The organism is Novosphingobium sp. B 225, from assembly GCF_002198665.1.
In the GTDB taxonomy this organism is placed as follows: domain Bacteria; phylum Pseudomonadota; class Alphaproteobacteria; order Sphingomonadales; family Sphingomonadaceae; genus Novosphingobium.
The window spans coordinates 76,143-91,567 of record NZ_MWLM01000003.1 but is presented as its reverse complement, the minus strand read 5'-3'; the positions used below and the strand labels follow the sequence as shown (position 1 = coordinate 91,567).

Sequence of the window (15,425 nt, the reverse complement as noted above, 5' to 3'; positions counted from 1 at the left end):
CTAAACAATCAAGCTGGCAAGCCGATATGAGGAAGGATGCGGAGAAATGCCGGGACCTCGCGCAGGCGCCTGGCGCGAGGGAGAGGGGCGATGATGAGGTTTTCGGTCTGGGCGGCAAGTTGCGCAGCATTGATGCTCTCTCCGGCGCTGGAAGCAAAGCCGCTATATGACGCCACCATCACGCGCACGACTTTCGGCGTCCCCCACATCGAAGCCCGCGACTGGCGCAGTGTCGGTTATGGCGTTGCCTATGCCTATGCCGAAGACAACCTTTGCCTGCTGGCCGAAGAGTTCATGACCGTCGCGGGCGAACGCTCGCAGTATTTCGGGCCGGATGCCAAGGCAGTGCTGGGGTTTCAGGAGGTCGATAACCTGTCCTCCGACCTGTTCTTTCGTGCCGTGATCGATCTGCCGGCCTTGCGCGATGGCGCGGCACGCAAGGCGCGCGAGTCCCGGTTGCTGACCGAAGGCTATGTTGCCGGGTACAACCGCTATCTCCGGGATATCGGCCCCGATGGCGTGCCGGCCGAATGCCGCGGCAAGGGCTGGGTGAGGCCCATCACCTTCGACGATATGCTGCGGCTTACCGAAAAGCAGATGCTACTGGCCGGATCGCTGGCGCTGGCCCCGGCGCTGGCCAATGCCGCCCCGCCGGGCGCGCCGGAGGCCGGGACTGCTGCGGCCAAGGCTGCGGCCCTGCCGCGTCCGGACGAGCCCGGAATGGGCAGCAATGGCTGGGCCTTCGGCAGCGAGACGACCACCGACGGGCGCGGACTGCTGATCGGCAATCCGCATTTCCCCTGGAAAGGCCCGAACCGCTTGTGGCAGATGCATATCATCGGCCCGGATGGATATGATGCCATGGGCGTCGGCTTGCCGGGCTTTTCGATCCCGGCGATGGGTTTCAACCGCGATATCGCCTGGACCCACACCGTCACCGCGGCGCGGCATTACACGCTCTGGCAACTGACACTCGATCCGGCTGATCCGACCCGCTACATGCTCGACGGGCAGAGCGTGGCGATGGAGCCGCGCGTCATCACGGTGCCGATGCCCGAAGGCGCCGCGCCCGTCACCCGCACGCTCTACCGCACCCGTTTCGGCCCGGTGGTGGCCGCGCCGCAGAACGGACTGTTGTGGACTGCCGCCTCGGCCTTCACGGTAGGCGACGCCAACAGCGGCAATCAGCGCGGGATCGAAACGTGGCTTGCCATCGGCAAGGCCAGCAGCGTGCGCGAGATCAAGGCGGCGGTCAGCCAGACACTCGGCATTCCCTGGGTGAACACCATCGCTGCCGATCGCGGTGGCCATGCGCTGATCGCCGATGTCACAGCGGTCCCCAACGTCTCGGCGGCCAAGATCGCAGCATGCTCCACGCCGCTGACACGCCAGCTCGCGCAACTTGCCCCGCTGCTTGATGGCGCGCGCAGCGAATGTGCGTGGGACGTGGCCGCTGGCACCCCCGAACCCGGCCTGATGCCAGCAAGCGATCAGGCCGCCACCCTGCGGCGCGATTATCTGACCAACTCCAATGACAGTTACTGGCTGGCAAATGCCCGCATCCCGCATCCGCCGCTCTCGCCGATCTTGGGCAGGCACGCTGCAGAGCTTACCGTGCGCACCCGTTCGAACTTTACCGAGACCGAAGCGTTGATTGCCCAGGGCAAGGTCGATCATGCGCGGGCCAAGGCGCTGGTCTTTGCCAACAAGAGCTATGCTGCCGATCTGACTGTCAAGCCGATGCTGGCCCTGTGCGCGCGCCTGCCCGAGCCGCGGCGCGGGTGCGATGCGCTGGCCGGATGGGACCGGCGCTTTGAAGCCGACAGCCGCGGCGCTGCCCTGTTCCGCGCCTTTTGGGCAAGGGCTGCACATATCCCGGGCCTGTGGGCGGTGCCCTTCGATCCCGCCGACCCGATCGCCACCCCGCGAGAGCCAGACACCGCAGGTGCGGGCGACAAACTGCTCTTCGCGCTTGATCAGGCGGTGGCCGAACTCGATGCCGCCAACATCCCGCTCGATGCCGAGTGGGGGAGTATCCACAACTGGCCTGCGGGCGATGAGCGCATCCCGGTGCATGGGGGGCCAGGCACCGCCGGCGTGCTCAACTTCCAGGACTCTCGTCCCGCTCCGGGCGGCGGCCTGATGCCAGTCCACGGTTCGAGCTACATCCAGATCGTCGGCTTTGATGCGGCGGGTCCCATCGCCGAGGCGATCCTGAGCTACAGTCAATCGACCAACCCTGCTTCGCCCCACTATGCCGATCAGACCCGAGCTTACGCTGCCAAGGCGTGGCACAGGCTGCCATTCAGCAAAGCGGAGATTGCCGCAGCGGCGATCAGCAAGCCCAAGCGGATTGCAGAGTAGGGAAAAGAAGCATCTGCGCTGCCGAGCGGGGTTGTGCCAGCTTCTGGCATTTCCAGTCATAAGGCATGCCGTTTAAATACGGCGGCATTGTCCCAGACTCCGTTATCTAGCAGTGCTGTCACCAGTGTGAACGTACGACTGGTTTCGATGCCACTACAATGGGCCGCGAACGTCGGCAATGTTAGCGTGAACGGACATCGAAATTCGCCATAGTTCGAACGTCCGTTTTCGCCCCCTTCCGATCAATAGCTGCCTTTCCGGACACGATAACATTGCGGACATTCGCTACTGACTGCATCATGCTTAAGTGAATGCTTCGTTTCGCCCTTGCTGTTGTCCAAGTCAGAACTAACTGACCCCTATCGACATCGCCAAGCGCTTCACCCGCAGGCGAATTGGGCTGACAAGGCAGGACAGCGGTGAGCATTTGCTGATTGTTGGATAAGGCGAAGGCTCGAAAGCGAACGTCGTTCAATTCACGCGACCAAAGCGCCTTCGTTCATCCAAGGCACAATCCCCTTTCATGACTAATCCACGCCCCTGACCGAACCCGGGCAGGCCATGCAACGCGCGCTCATGCGGACCGTGTTGTCATGCTGCGCATGCCTGCCCGCACCACTCCTTCGAGCGGCGTTTCCCTCTCTGCGTTCGGTGCAGACCTGACCGTGCCCGGCCTTTTCGGGGCTCAGTCAAAGGGATGGTCCCTTGGACGGAAGAACAGCTTCGAAAGGTCAGCATCATGAAGAACACCGTCACTCTCGTCGGCTTCGTCGGCAACACTCCGGAAGTCCGCACCGCCCAGTCGGGCGCCGCCATCACCAACCTCTCACTCGCCACCACCCGCTGCTTCAAGGATAGCGAAGGCAACCGCCAGACCGAGACCGAGTGGCACAGGATCACCTGCTTCAACGGCGTCGGCAAATGCGTCGCCGAGCACGTCACCAAGGGCGCGATGGTTATGGTCACTGGCCGGATCCATTACTCGCGCTGGACCGACAGCGAAGGCCAGACCCGTTATGGCTGCGAGATCATCGCCGAGCAGGTCGACTTCCTCGCCAAGGCCAAGGAATCCAGCAGCGAGGAACCGAAGAAACGGCGCTAGAAGTAGCGCCGCAGCGATCGGATATCGTCATTCAAAGGCCCGGATCAGCACCTGCTGATCCGGGCCTTCCGCGTGCTAATCAGGCCATCGAAACTCGCTCCGAAAGCGCGAAATTGAGCGACCTCCGCAAGGCGGAGATCGCGCGTCCAAAATGGCTATTTGCTTCCGTAAAGCGGAGCATCGGTCAACTTTGCCAACCGCTTGGGGTTTCACTCAAGCGCCATACGGGCTAGGTATAGTGCGGGATTGAGGCTCATTTTTCCTGAAAACACGAGCAGCAGATTCTAGAACAATACGGAGCCAAGTTAGGAGCAGATTCGGGCACACCGTACCCGGCGTGGCCGGAAAGTTTCTGGCGGAAATGTGCCGATCCATAGGTGTGTCAATTCTCATGCGCCGGCAATGCGCCAGGATTTGACAATGCGCTCGCCATGCAAATCCAGCTAAATAATTGAGCTAAAGCCTTAAATTTTTGCGTTGACAGCGCATTGGAACAAATATAGAACATTCTCACTTTCGCAGTGTGGACCAGGCTCCCGGACCCTAGGAGTCGTCCATGAATCGCCTTGTTCCCGTTCAGTCCTGGCTGCCGCAAGAGATCGCGGTGCAGGTCAAATCCCACTGCCAGCAGAGTTGCATGCCGGTGAGCGAATTCATTCGCACGCTGGTGCTCGAAGCCTGCGCCACCGGCCTCGCGGCCAACCGAATCGAGCGCCATCTCGAGTGGATTTCAGCCGACCTCAACTTTGCTGCGGTGGCGCTCGATGCACTGCTCGCCGGACATGCCGACCCCGATCTTCGCGCACGTGTCCATGAGTCCTTTGCGCGCAAGGAAGAGCGTCGACGCAGCGCGCTCGAAGGCGTGGAAGGAGCGGTGCAATGAAACGCAAGATCATCGACTTCAACACCGGCAGCCAGCTCATCGCGCACTTCACCCAGATGTTCGCAGTGGGCTTCAAGTTCCCCATGCTGTGCGGCCTGGTGCTCTATTCCTGGCTGACCTGGTACCAGCTCCAGACCACCTTGACCGACGATCAGGTGACCTTGATCCTGATGAAGATCTACGCCTCTGGCTGGCGCTTCTTGGAGTTCGATCCGCACAAGCTGGTGACCCTCAAATCGGCTTTCGGCGGCACGTTCCTGATCGCGATTTCGCGGGTTGAAGACTTTCCGTCAGTCGTCCGGGCCTGGAGTTCATTTACCGCCATCCTCGTTCGCTCGGCTTGGCTCAGCGTGCTGATCGCAGTACCCGCAACTGCGGCGTTCGTGTGGATCGCGGCGCGCTTTGGCCGCCGATCCAAGGAACGCAAGCACCAACGCGGGCGGCGGCTTGTCTCCACCCGGGAACTGCTGCGCATGGTGAAAGCGGTCAACGCTGCGCGCCGCGCCGAGGAGCTGCGCATGGTGCTCGGCAAGGCCTGGCGATTTGCCAGGCGCAGGGAACTCGTGGACGCCGGCCTCGATTTCCGCCCCTTCTCGCTCGCCGGGATACCCTGGCCGTGGCGCGAAGAGCAGACCCATGCGATGCTGGTGGGATCGACCGGAACCGGCAAGACCGTGGCGCTGATGGACCTGCTCGATCAGGTCCGCGACCGGGACCATCGCTCGGTCGTGTTCGACCTTACCGGTGCCTATGTCGCGGCCTATTATGATCCCGCGTGCGACACCATCCTGCACCCGCTCGATGCGCGCTGCCCGCGCTGGTCGATCTTCGACGAGTGCAGCAATCCGGCTGAGTTCATGGCCGCATCCGAAGCGCTAATCCCGAGCGATGGCGGCGGGGAGGGGCAGTTCTGGGTGCAGGGCGCGCGCATGCTGTTCACCAACATGTGCAACTCGCTGGTCGAGCACGACATGGCGACCAACGAGAATCTTGCGACCAAGCTGATGACCGCCGACGTCGAGACCGTCTATCAGTTCGTCAAGGATACGCCGGCTGCGGCGATGTCCTCGCCCGACTCCCCCAAGCTCGCGGACTCGGTCCGCGCGGTGTTCAACGCCAACGCCCAGGCGCTGCTTTACCTGCCCAAGGAGGGACCGCAGTTTTCGATCCGGAATTGGGTCCGGGAAGGCAAACAGGACGGCGCGATCCTGTTCATCTCGTCGCGCTATGTCGACCTGCCGGTTTGCCGCCAATTGCTGACTCTGTGGCTCAACAGCGCAGTCAATACGCTGATGGCGGAAGAACCTTCGCGCGCGCTGAAGATGTGGTTCCTGATCGACGAGCTTGGGGCTTTGCACCGGATGCCTGCGCTCGAATCCGGAATGCGCACTGCGCGCAATTTTGGCGGAGCCTTTGTTACCGGTGTGCACACCCAGGCCAAGCTGCGCGAGGTTTATGGCATCGAAGCAGCGCACGAGCTGTCTTCGCTCGCCAAGACCAAGCTGATCCTCGGCAATCCCGATCCCGACACCGCCAAATGGTGCTCGGAAGTGATGGGCAATAGCGAGGTTCAGGACATGAACACCGGTTACAGCTTTGGCTACAGCAAGTCGCGGGATTCGGTGAACCTCAGTCCCGAACAGCGCGAAGTTCGGATCGTCATGCCCGAGGAGATCGGTGATCTCGATCCGCTCCACGGCTACATCTGCCTGCCCGGAAGCCTGCCTCCGGCCCCGATCCATTTGACGTACAAAATGCGATCGAGGATCGCGCCTGGCTTTGTTGCACGGGGTGACTTCGAACTGGTTCGGGGCATCAAGACGCTTCCGGGTCGGCATGAAGCAGATGCCCAAGACTGGGACGATGCGAACGATGATTTGGACACCGACGGCGGCGACGGGGCGGTGAGCGATGAAAGCGGCAAGGGCGCGGAGGCACGACTGGCCGGCCCAAAGGAGCGAGCTCTCGACCGTCCACGAAAGCCGCGTCAGGCTGGCCCCAGTGAACGAGGCAGCCAGGCTATGCTCGATCTCGGCCAGGGACTGCCATTACCTTCCGAAAGTTCGGCGATCGGTTCCACGGCAACCGCACAGAACCCGTCTGGTGACCAGGCTCGCAGCGACCCCGGACTGCCCTCGGCCGAGTCAGACAAGGCAGGCGATGCGGCCAGACAAGCCGGCGAAGGGCAGGGCAGGGCGCATGCGCAGTCTGAAGGCCAGAAGCGCAGTGCGGCGGCATCGAAGCGCTCCGGTCAGCGCCGCGCCATGATCCAGCGTGAAGCCGACGGTCCGTCCGAACCGCAGAAGGATCGCGGCCCCGATCTTGGTGATTTCGGGCCGGGCTAAGGGCGGGCCTGAGGCAGCAAAGGAACCGTTCCTTCCATGTTGTCGGTCGCGCTTGTCAGGTCAGCCGGTGGCGCCGCGAACTACTTTGCGGCCGACAACTATTACACGCGTGCCGATGCCGACCGATCGGGCCAATGGCTCGGCAAGGCCGCCGAAAAGCTTGGCCTGGTAGGGAAGATCGATCCGAAGGTCTTCGAGGCGCTGCTGCGCGGAGAACTACCCGACGGCACCACGGTTGGACGCCCGGGGCAGCCTCACCGCGCCGGGCTCGACCTGACCTTTTCGCTCCCCAAGAGCTGGTCCCTGCTGGCCCTTGTCGGCGGCGATACCCGGATCCTCGCTGCCTACAAGGCCGCTATCACCGAAACCCTCGAATGGGCTGAGAGAAATGGCGCGCAGGCCCGGGTCGAGCGGGCAGGGCTCGAGCGCCTCGTGCAGACCGGAAACCTCGCGATTGCCCTGTTCCAGCACGACACCAACCGCAACCAGGAGCCGGGCGCGCACTTCCACGCGGTCGTCGCCAATGTCACCCAGCTCCCCGACGGCACCTGGCGCGCACTCCGCAATGACAAGCTCTGGAGCACCAATACCCTGCTCAATTCGATGGCGATGGCGCGTTTCCGCGAGCGGGTCAGCTTGCTGGGTTACGAACCGGGGCCAACGCTCAAACACGGCAATTTCGAAGCTCTCGGTGTATCACGCGAAGCTGTCATGACATTCAGTACCCGCCGCGAAGAAGTGCTCGCTGCGAGAACCAGGCTCGATCATGGCGGGCTCCAGGCCGGGGTGACAGCGGCACTCATGTCACGGGCCAAGAAGGCTGTAATCGAAGACCGGGCAGCGCTAACCGAACAGTGGCAAGCTCAAGCTGGCGCGCGAGGAATTGATCTCACTTCGGTAATCGAGCGGGCCAACGCGCGGGCGTCCCAAAATCTCGGACTTGTCGGATCGATCGGGACCAAGCTTGGCGAAACTCGAGAGCAGTTACGAGGCTGGTTTTCCTCGCTCGCCGAACAGCTCAATCTGGTGCCGAGCGATCCGCTCCTGCCGCCGCGTCCCGAGCGCGTCGAACGTGAGGACAATGCTGCAGCTTTGGCGGTCGCATCGGCCATCCGGCATCTGTCGGAGCGCGAAGCGGCGTTCGAACGGACGGAGGTCTTGAAGGCTGCGCTCGACTTTGGCTTGCCCACCACGATTGCGCCGATCGAGCGGCAGATCGACCGGCTGCTGGCGAAGAAGGTCCTGCTCAAAGGCAGGAGCGTGGCGAGCGGGATGCTGACCACGCTCGATGCACTGCAGATGGAACAACGGATCCTTGGCGAGGTCAGGGAAGGGCGCGACAGTGCCGCGCCGATCATCCCGGCCGACCGGGCCGCAGAACAGCTTCAGGCTCTGTCCGAGGCGCAATCGGGGATCACTCTCAATGGCGGACAAGAAGCTGCAGGACGGATGATACTAGGGTCATCGCACCGCATCGTCGGGGTCCAGGGGATTGCCGGTTCGGGCAAATCAACCCTGCTGCGCCCTGTCGCTGAATTGCTGCGCAGCGAGGGACGCAAGGTCATTGGGCTCGCGGTACAGAATACCCTGGTCCAGATGCTCGAACGCGACACCGGGATTTCGTCGATGACCGTGTCTCGGTTCCTGCGCGAACATCGGGAACTGCTCGGTGCTGCTGCTGACTCCCGGATTCTTGGCAAGGCGCGCGAAGAATGGCGCGGCAGCGTGATCCTGCTCGACGAAGCCTCGATGGTTGGCAACGTTGATCTCGAAAAGCTGGTTCGGCTCGCCAACCGCCTTGAGGTCCAACGCTTCGTCCTGGTCGGTGATCGCAAGCAGCTTGGCGCGGTCGATGCGGGCAGACCCTTCGACGTGCTGCAGAAATTCGGCATGCAAACAGCGGCGATGAACCTCAATACCCGCGCCCGCGATGAAACCTTGCGCCATGCTCAGTATGCCGCGCAGTCGGGCGAAGTCGATCGCGCTCTGGCGCTGCTCAAACCCCATACCATCGAAACGCAGGGCAACCTCGCAAAGACAGCCGCCGAGCACTGGCTGGCCTTGCCCGAAGCCGAGCGTTCCCAAACCGCGATCTTCGTAGCCGGGCGGCGGCTGCGCGGTGAAGTCAATGCCGCCGTTCAGGAGGGACGCAAGGCGCGTGGGGAGATCGGCGCAGATGGACTTTCCCTCGAGACGTTGGTGCGGGTTCAGGCGACACGTGAAGAGCTTCGTCACGCTGATACCTATCGTGCGGGGCAGGTTCTTCAGCTCTCGAAGCCGCTACGGACACAGGGGCTCAAGCGCGGCGAACATCAAGTTGACGCGGTCGATAGGCGCCGCGGGGTTGTAACCATTCGCGATGCGCGTGGGGTAACCCACAAGTTCCGTCCCGCGCGGCTCCGGCCGGGCGAAGAGCGCAGCCCGCTCGAACTCTACGACAAGCAGCAGCTCGAAGTGCATAGCGGTGATCCGGTCCGCTGGACAGCAAGCGATCTTCGCCGCGGCCTGTTCAATGCCGATCGCGCCGAGGTTCTCAATATTGGTGAGAATGGCGTGACCGTCAGGACCAGTGCCGGGGTCAAGGTCATGCTCAAGCCCCGCGATCCGATGCTGCGGCGGCTCGATCTCGCCTACGCGCTCAACGCGCACATGGCGCAGGGGCTGACCAGCAATCGGGGAATCGGGGTGATCGATAGCAGCGAACGCAAGCTGGTCAGCGAGCAGAACTTTCTTGTGACAGTGACAAGGCTGCGCGATGCCCTGACCTTGATCGTCGACAGCGGCGACAAGGTTCGGCAAGCGGCCGAGCGCAATCCGGGAACCAAGACCTCGGCGCTCGAAGCGGTCCAGCGCCTCGACAAGGCGGTGCCAATCGAGCTGCCGGTTGCCGTCCCGGTTAAACCGGCCAATGTCGAGACCGCGAAATCCGAGACGGCGCGGACCAAGGTTCAGCGGAGCCGCAAGGATCGGGAACTGCAGAAGTCGCGGACGCGCTCGTTCGACTACGGCTTGTGACTGGGTCCTGCGAGGTCAGTTGCGTTGCGAAGGTCGAGGGTTGGCCTGGAGTTGTTCGATCCGCCGGGCGATCTCCTGCCAGGCGGCGATCCCTTCAGCATCTTGTCTGAGGGCGAGGGCGCCCAGCTGCTCGGCAACGTGAAGGGCGGCCTTGTCGCCATGCGCCCTGAGCACCTGGTTGGCACAGGCCCACAGCTCCCATTCGCTCAGCGGCACCGGTGGCCACGCCAATAGCGGTCCCATTTGAGCACGGTGCCGGTTGCGACCATCGTGCAGGACAGGTCCTGGCCCGAGGGGAGGGTACACCAGGCAGCCGTGCGCGAGCCGCCCGCAGAGCCTTCCGAGAGGCACGTCATGGTCGGCCCGCGTACGATGACATGCCCGGTTGAAATCGTACCGCGCGCGCCGCCGAACAGGCTGACCAGCGCGTCGCGCGCCTGCAGCGCCGATGCTGCCGGGCAGGGCTGGTTGTCGCGGCAGGTGCCGTCCATCTCGCGCGCGGCGATCCCAGCGATCCGGACATGGGGTCCTTCGGCGCACCACACCGGTCCGTCGCCGTCATAGGCGTGGGTCGGTGTGCAGGTGAACGTTTCGCCGGCGGTGACGACCGCGGCGGCCAAGGCAAGAAGCATCATCGGCCGGTTTGCTAATGCATCTTGCACCCGAACCAAAGCACCCGGCCGACGATGTGCACTGCTCTGCGCTTGCGGTTGTTCCAACTTGCGTGGAAAGGATTGTCGCTCGCCACCGAAATCTTGCGACCTTGCGGTTCGATCGCGATCCGCTTGACGTTGAGGCTGTCTTCCATCCTGAGGACATAAGTGCCGTCGCGCCGGCGACTCACCAACCAGGGCCACGAGAACCTCGAAGCGCTCACCGCCGACCAGAAATCGACATGAGCTAAATCCCTCGGGGCCTTCGCCGTGTGGCTAGTCCTCAACTCGCATGATTTTCTTGACCGGTGTTGAGCCGGCAAAGTGCCGCAATGACTCATGGCAGTAAGCGGCCTCTGCCCTGCCACAGCGCCGCGTCAGGTTCGTTGCTCGTGAGCCTGATCCATCGATTCAGAAGAGAGCGCAAATCAGGCGGGAAGAGCAGGGATACATTCCTGCAATTGAAAACTGCGGGCGTCCGATTTCGACTATGGCCTAAAGCATGGCCACTTGGCTCCCGGCTTGCACATCGCTCGGAGACGGCAAATCGAGTCCACGACTCGGCTGCCTCTCCTCCCGTCAGGTTTCCCCCCGCGGGATGTTCCGCGCCGGGCAGGTTGCGTTACCTCGCGAGGGCAAATTACAACGGGGGTGGGCCAGGCTCCGATGGTCAAGTGTTCACCAGCATGGGCAGACACTTTGTCACGCAATTTACAGGCTCAATGTCCATGCCCTCCACGGTTGGTCCGATCCGATTGATGCGCCGCACCTAAAATCCTTCATAACTCTATAAATTTGTGATTTTGATCACAGACAATGCGGCTGCAATCTACATGTCGAATTGGACGCAGACGGTGTTTGTTGAAGTTGGGGCGCACACATGGAACGACAAACTGCTGAAGCTGGCGATGTGGATCGCAAGCAGCGCTGCTTGGTTATGGTTGAGGTGCTGCACCGGATGGCCAAACTACTCACTCAAGACGGCTGGCTGGTGCCGAAAGCTCATGTCGAAGCTGCAATTGCCGCATTGACCGAGGGATACGATACGCGACGCGCTTGATTTCTTCAGAGCCATCGGGTCGGCACAGTGCCGCAAAAGCTCATTGCTGTTAGCAGCTACTGCCTTGTCATTATGCTGGACCAAGTTCGTTAGTCGTTCACTTGATCCGTCGAATGAGGAAAGAGCCAGAGTCAGGCGGGACGGGCGCGGTTATGCTCCCGCAATTGAAAACTGAAGGCGCCTCGGCAGAGCCTAAGCGAGCGACCCTTCGTTAGGCAATTCCGAAGCGCCTTCACAGGTCATATCCAGCATGTGCCCTAAGATATGGTTAATCAGATGTAACCGGATGGATACCTTGCCGTGCTCGCAGCTTGAAGCTGGCAGCGAGGTTTGGACGGAGTGCGTGGTCTCGAGCCCTTGCCCACCGTGTCGGAAGGTGCCGCATCGATGCCGGGAAGCATGGCCGCTCACCTGATTGATCCAATACTGTGTGAATTAGGTACAATAACGGATCAGGTTCATGGTAAACTCATAAGGCTATTCCATTAGGCATATCCCCCGAGGCAACCATTGGGGGCAAACATGATGACCAAGATTTTCCTGATCGATAGCGACACCCGCCGCCGGGCCGCAATCTGTCATAGCCTGCACAGTGACAACTTCCATGTAGAACCGTTTGAGAGCGAAGCGGAGATCGATGCCAATCTGCCGCGGGTCGGTGCCTTGGTGATCCATGACGACGGAGAGCGCATCGCCAAAACGGTGGAGCGCATGTCCGACATCGGGAAGTGGCTGCCGATAATCGGTTTTGCTGAGCAGACCGATGTGCGCAAAGTCGTTGCCGCCATGCAGAATGGTGCAAGCGACTACCTGGCCTGGCCATTCTCGGCGCGTGATATCGTCACGTCGCTCGATATTACCGCTGAATACTCGGACGGGGTGTGCGGAGCGCGGCTGCGCGAAGTCAAGGCGCGCAGCATGATCAAGAAGTTGACCCAGCGGGAACGCGAGGTTCTGACTGGTGTCGCCGATGGCCTCTCCAATCGGCTCATCGCTGAACGCCTTTCGATCTCTCCGCGAACCGTCGAAATTCATCGGGCAAACATGCTGGGGAAAATTGGCGCAAGCCACAGCAGTGAAGCAATCCGGATTGCAATCGAGGCTTCGCTGTCAGTTTGATCAAGGCTCTGCCTGCGGCTCATATTGACACTCGGTTGCTCTCTGCGCAGGCGCGATTTCCATTGGCGCTTGCGCTAAGCCTAGCAACGCATTGCAACGTATCTTTCGGATGGCGCGGCGCTGCCAGGGCTTTCGAAACATTGCGATCCCGGGGCGGATACGTTCCTCTGGCCGCGCGTCTGAGCTTGCGATCACCAGCAAAGACTAGGCCGTAGACTCATAAACGCGGAGCCACAGCCGCATTGAGGCGAGTTGGACCATGGCCAGGAAGTTCTCGGCCAGCTTGTCGTAGCGGGTTGCAACCCGACGGAAGTGCATGAGTTTGGAAAAGAAGCGCTCGATCAGGTTCCGCTCGCGGTACAGCCATGTGCTGAAGTACGGTTTTGACTTCCGGTTCTCCTTAGGCGGAATATTGGCAAACGATCCCTTCTCACGGAGAACCGCACGGATGCGGTTGGCATCGTAGGCCTTGTCCGCAAGCACGATTGTTCCGGCTCCAATGTGATCGAGTAGTTGGTCAGCAGCTGGCCCGTCATGACTTTGCCCAGCGGTCAGGCTCAGTCGGATCGGTAGGCCTTGCCCGTCGACCACCGCGTGGATTTTGGTCGTGAGTCCACCTCGGGAGCGACCGAGACAATGATCTCGATCCCCCTTTTTGCCGTCGCAGCCTGTTGGTGCGCCCGGATGGAAGTGCTGTCGATCATTTGGATGTCGCCATCATGTGCGGCGGTGATGGCGTCCATCATCCGATCCCACACGCCTGCTTTCCGCCATCGCACGAAGCGATTGTAGCAGGTGGTGCGCGGGCCATACCGCTCGGGCAGGTCGCGCCACGGGGCACCGGAGCGCAGCACCCAAAAGATGCCGTTCAGTACGCGGCGATCATCAACGCGCGGGACGCCTCGCGGCTTGTTGGGTAGCATTGGCTCTATCACACGCCACTCAAAATCGGTTAAATCATATCGGCTCATGCTGCCCCAGAATCAGAATAGAAGACCGGAAGCAAGATGTTGGAACGCGCGATTTTACCGAAACTGCTTGAAGTGAATATTGAGCGCCTCATAGCGGCGCTGCAGACATCCCTGACCGCTGAAGAAGCCAATGCTGGTTGGAATCAATCTTTGAAAGCGCGCTGGGCTGATTGGTTCGTGAATCTTCGGGCCGAACTCGAAAGCGGGAACGCAACCCCGCCGGGGTGGGGCATTCTACGCGCCATGGACTTCGACGGGGTCTCCGACAGCGCACTGGCAAAACAGGCCAGCGCTGTCGGTCGCCTTATCGATGAGTGGAAGCCACCAGCCTGACATTTATGGGTTCACAACCTAGAATGCCTTGCGGAATGTTGTTATCGTGTCATTTCTGGATTCTGGTCTCAGCGGCCGTTAAGCAAGGTTCATGAGTCATTGATTGAGCCAGAAGATGGCGATTGCGGCAATGCTAGTGCGGAACAGGAAGGTGTGAGCATAGCGGTCGTAACCTGTTTGGATCTTGCACCTGTCCTTGAGTTTGCCGAACATAATCTCGATCCTATGGCGCCGTCCGTAAAGCACGGTGTCGTGGGGGATCGGCACCTTGCGGTTGGCCTTTTATGGGATGCAGGCGGCGATGCCACGTGGATCCAGGGCGGCGCGCAACCAGTCGGCATTGTCGCCACGGTCGGCCAGCAACGCCGCGCCCTAGCAATCGCTCATCTTGCCCTCGCTGAGCAGAACCACCAGCGGTCGGTCCTTACCATCGCAGGCGACATGCCGATTTGAGTTCAGGCCGTCTTAGGTGCGCCCCACACGTCGGGGTACAGCCCCTTTTGAGGATGCTCGCCGCCGTGTGTTGCGCTTTGAGGTGGGGCGCATCGATCATCAGTTGATTCGGTTTTCCACCCTTTGCGGCCAACACGGCGAAGATCTTGTTGAACACGCCCATGCGGCGCCAGCGGATGAACCTAATGTAGATCGTCTTGGCGGGGCCGTACTCGGCGGGTGCGCCGTACCAACGCAGGCCAGTGGGGATCGCGAAAATAATGCGGCCAATGATCCGACGATCATCAACTCGCGGCACCCCCGTGCGATAACGTAAAATAGGACTCAATTCGGTGCATCTGCGCCTCCGACAGCCAGATCAGATCGCTCTTGGTTACGCCTTCTCGCGTTGCCATTGAATCAATCTGAAAGCCAAGCCGCAAACGACATAATTGGTCCTGAGCCTTGGTGACGCTCGAGACCATATCCTCTCGCAACGGCAATCTCATTGTCATGCTCTCTGCAGCACCCGCAAACATGACTACCCCAAACCCATCCGGAAATTACGGAGGTCGCTTCGGCCCCCTAACCACACCATGCTGTGGAGCATCATCACAATACTCGCCTTTGGCATTTATCGAAATTTGACCGAAGCAGTTAAAGCAATGCCGGGTCCTGGCATTATAATCGTGCCCGGAGTGATGGGACAATCATTAAAGTTCAATATTTTAAGATCATCCGCGCAAGAACCATTCAAGCAAGCCGATCAGTCCCGGTTCGTCGGCCAAGGCCAGCAATGCCCATCACAAGTGCAATCGCGAAGCAATCCGCAAGCCAGTCGGCAAATTCGGCATCGCGGTGCAGGACAGGGATCATCTGAAGTATTTCGATTGCCCCTCCAAGACTGGCTAGGCTAACAAAAAGTGTCCGGAGTCTTTGACCGGGAAAGGCGAAACAGGCCAGCAGGCTTAGCGCGGCAAAGGCCACCATGTGCTGAACTTTGTCGCTCGACTTGAACGGGACCGACGGTGACTGCGGCAGCAATGCCATCACCAGAGTGAAAGCCATCGCCAGCCAAAACACGACGACCAGAGTTCGCAGCAGAGTTACAGGCTTCACGATAACTTCCTATTTTGATGCGCCGTTGA

General features: G+C 61.0%; 13 protein-coding genes and 1 pseudogene. 8 read left to right on the top strand and 6 right to left on the bottom strand.

Annotation, left to right across the window (positions count from 1 at the left end; genetic code table 11):
- Positions 1–90 precede the first annotated feature (90 nt).
- The 5 genes from MNBBLIKP_RS00630 to mobF all read left to right on the top strand — a co-directional run bounded on the left by MNBBLIKP_RS00630 (position 91) and on the right by mobF (position 9,709).
- Positions 91–2,364, top strand: a complete 2,274-nt coding sequence (locus MNBBLIKP_RS00630) for a penicillin acylase family protein (protein WP_088306582.1) — start codon at positions 91–93, stop codon at positions 2,362–2,364.
- A 739-nt stretch (positions 2,365–3,103) separates the two neighbouring features.
- Positions 3,104–3,466 (top strand): single-stranded DNA-binding protein, encoded by a 363-nt coding sequence (locus tag MNBBLIKP_RS00625; protein ID WP_088306581.1) that lies wholly within the window; start codon positions 3,104–3,106, stop codon positions 3,464–3,466.
- 556 nt (positions 3,467–4,022) lie between these two features.
- The gene (locus tag MNBBLIKP_RS00620; RefSeq protein ID WP_140420485.1) at positions 4,023–4,349 is read left to right on the top strand and encodes a hypothetical protein; all 327 of its coding nucleotides are present in this window, start codon (positions 4,023–4,025) and stop codon (positions 4,347–4,349) included.
- Positions 4,346–6,694, top strand: a complete 2,349-nt coding sequence (locus tag MNBBLIKP_RS00615; protein WP_088306579.1) for a type IV secretion system DNA-binding domain-containing protein — start codon at positions 4,346–4,348, stop codon at positions 6,692–6,694. The genes MNBBLIKP_RS00620 and MNBBLIKP_RS00615 overlap by 4 nt, the downstream gene beginning before the upstream one ends.
- A gap of 36 nt (positions 6,695–6,730) precedes the next feature.
- Positions 6,731–9,709 carry a MobF family relaxase gene (mobF, locus tag MNBBLIKP_RS00610; RefSeq protein ID WP_088306578.1) on the top strand — a complete coding sequence of 993 codons (2,979 nt, stop codon included), beginning with the start codon at positions 6,731–6,733 and terminating at the stop codon, positions 9,707–9,709.
- A gap of 15 nt (positions 9,710–9,724) precedes the next feature.
- On the opposite strand, the gene MNBBLIKP_RS00605 is transcribed toward mobF, so the two are convergent.
- The 3 genes from MNBBLIKP_RS00605 to MNBBLIKP_RS00595 are packed head-to-tail and all read right to left on the bottom strand — an operon-like array spanning position 9,725 to position 10,553.
- Positions 9,725–9,925: a DUF6961 family protein gene (locus MNBBLIKP_RS00605; RefSeq protein ID WP_254912865.1), complete on the bottom strand. Its 201-nt coding sequence runs from the start codon at positions 9,923–9,925 to the stop codon at positions 9,725–9,727.
- Positions 9,916–10,341, bottom strand: a complete 426-nt coding sequence (locus tag MNBBLIKP_RS00600; protein WP_088306637.1) for a hypothetical protein — start codon at positions 10,339–10,341, stop codon at positions 9,916–9,918. The genes MNBBLIKP_RS00605 and MNBBLIKP_RS00600 overlap by 10 nt, the downstream gene beginning before the upstream one ends.
- Positions 10,342–10,355: 14 nt before the next feature.
- Positions 10,356–10,553, bottom strand: a complete 198-nt coding sequence (locus MNBBLIKP_RS00595; protein ID WP_176399588.1) for a S24 family peptidase — start codon at positions 10,551–10,553, stop codon at positions 10,356–10,358.
- A gap of 689 nt (positions 10,554–11,242) precedes the next feature.
- Between MNBBLIKP_RS00595 and MNBBLIKP_RS17675 the strand changes: the two genes are divergently transcribed.
- Together MNBBLIKP_RS17675 and MNBBLIKP_RS00590 are read left to right on the top strand one after the other, a co-directional pair.
- Positions 11,243–11,422 (top strand): hypothetical protein, encoded by a 180-nt coding sequence (locus tag MNBBLIKP_RS17675; RefSeq protein ID WP_140420484.1) that lies wholly within the window; start codon positions 11,243–11,245, stop codon positions 11,420–11,422.
- Positions 11,423–11,944: 522 nt separating this feature from the next.
- The gene (locus tag MNBBLIKP_RS00590; protein ID WP_088306576.1) at positions 11,945–12,541 is read left to right on the top strand and encodes a response regulator transcription factor; all 597 of its coding nucleotides are present in this window, start codon (positions 11,945–11,947) and stop codon (positions 12,539–12,541) included.
- A 204-nt stretch (positions 12,542–12,745) separates the two neighbouring features.
- Here MNBBLIKP_RS00590 and MNBBLIKP_RS00585 read toward each other — a convergent pair.
- A protein-coding gene (locus tag MNBBLIKP_RS00585) for an IS5 family transposase (RefSeq protein WP_088306575.1) occupies positions 12,746–13,512 on the bottom strand; the annotation gives its coding sequence in 2 pieces (ribosomal slippage) (positions 12,746–13,200 and positions 13,200–13,512; 768 coding nt in all).
- 36 nt (positions 13,513–13,548) lie between these two features.
- Here MNBBLIKP_RS00585 and MNBBLIKP_RS00580 point away from each other — a divergent pair.
- Positions 13,549–13,845, top strand: coding sequence for a hypothetical protein (locus MNBBLIKP_RS00580; protein ID WP_088306574.1), 297 nt, complete (start codon positions 13,549–13,551; stop codon positions 13,843–13,845).
- A gap of 96 nt (positions 13,846–13,941) precedes the next feature.
- Here the strand turns inward: MNBBLIKP_RS00580 and MNBBLIKP_RS00575 are convergent.
- Positions 13,942–14,693: pseudogene (locus MNBBLIKP_RS00575) on the bottom strand (IS5 family transposase).
- Between the two features lie 337 nt (positions 14,694–15,030).
- Positions 15,031–15,396 (bottom strand): VanZ family protein, encoded by a 366-nt coding sequence (locus tag MNBBLIKP_RS00570; protein ID WP_254912864.1) that lies wholly within the window; start codon positions 15,394–15,396, stop codon positions 15,031–15,033.
- Positions 15,397–15,425: the final 29 nt, after the last annotated feature.

Bases quoted from the DNA above. Each gene is read 5' to 3' on its own strand.
- MNBBLIKP_RS00630 (WP_088306582.1), top strand. From the start codon at position 91: ATGATGAGGTTTTCGGTCTGGGCGGCAAGTTGCGCAGCATTGATGCTC.
- MNBBLIKP_RS00625 (WP_088306581.1), top strand. From the start codon at position 3,104: ATGAAGAACACCGTCACTCTCGTCGGCTTCGTCGGCAACACTCCGGAA.
- MNBBLIKP_RS00620 (WP_140420485.1), top strand. From the start codon at position 4,023: ATGAATCGCCTTGTTCCCGTTCAGTCCTGGCTGCCGCAAGAGATCGCG.
- MNBBLIKP_RS00615 (WP_088306579.1), top strand. From the start codon at position 4,346: ATGAAACGCAAGATCATCGACTTCAACACCGGCAGCCAGCTCATCGCG.
- mobF (WP_088306578.1), top strand. From the start codon at position 6,731: ATGTTGTCGGTCGCGCTTGTCAGGTCAGCCGGTGGCGCCGCGAACTAC.
- MNBBLIKP_RS00600 (WP_088306637.1), bottom strand. From the start codon at position 10,341: ATGCTTCTTGCCTTGGCCGCCGCGGTCGTCACCGCCGGCGAAACGTTC.
- MNBBLIKP_RS17675 (WP_140420484.1), top strand. From the start codon at position 11,243: ATGGAACGACAAACTGCTGAAGCTGGCGATGTGGATCGCAAGCAGCGC.
- MNBBLIKP_RS00590 (WP_088306576.1), top strand. From the start codon at position 11,945: ATGATGACCAAGATTTTCCTGATCGATAGCGACACCCGCCGCCGGGCC.
- MNBBLIKP_RS00580 (WP_088306574.1), top strand. From the start codon at position 13,549: ATGTTGGAACGCGCGATTTTACCGAAACTGCTTGAAGTGAATATTGAG.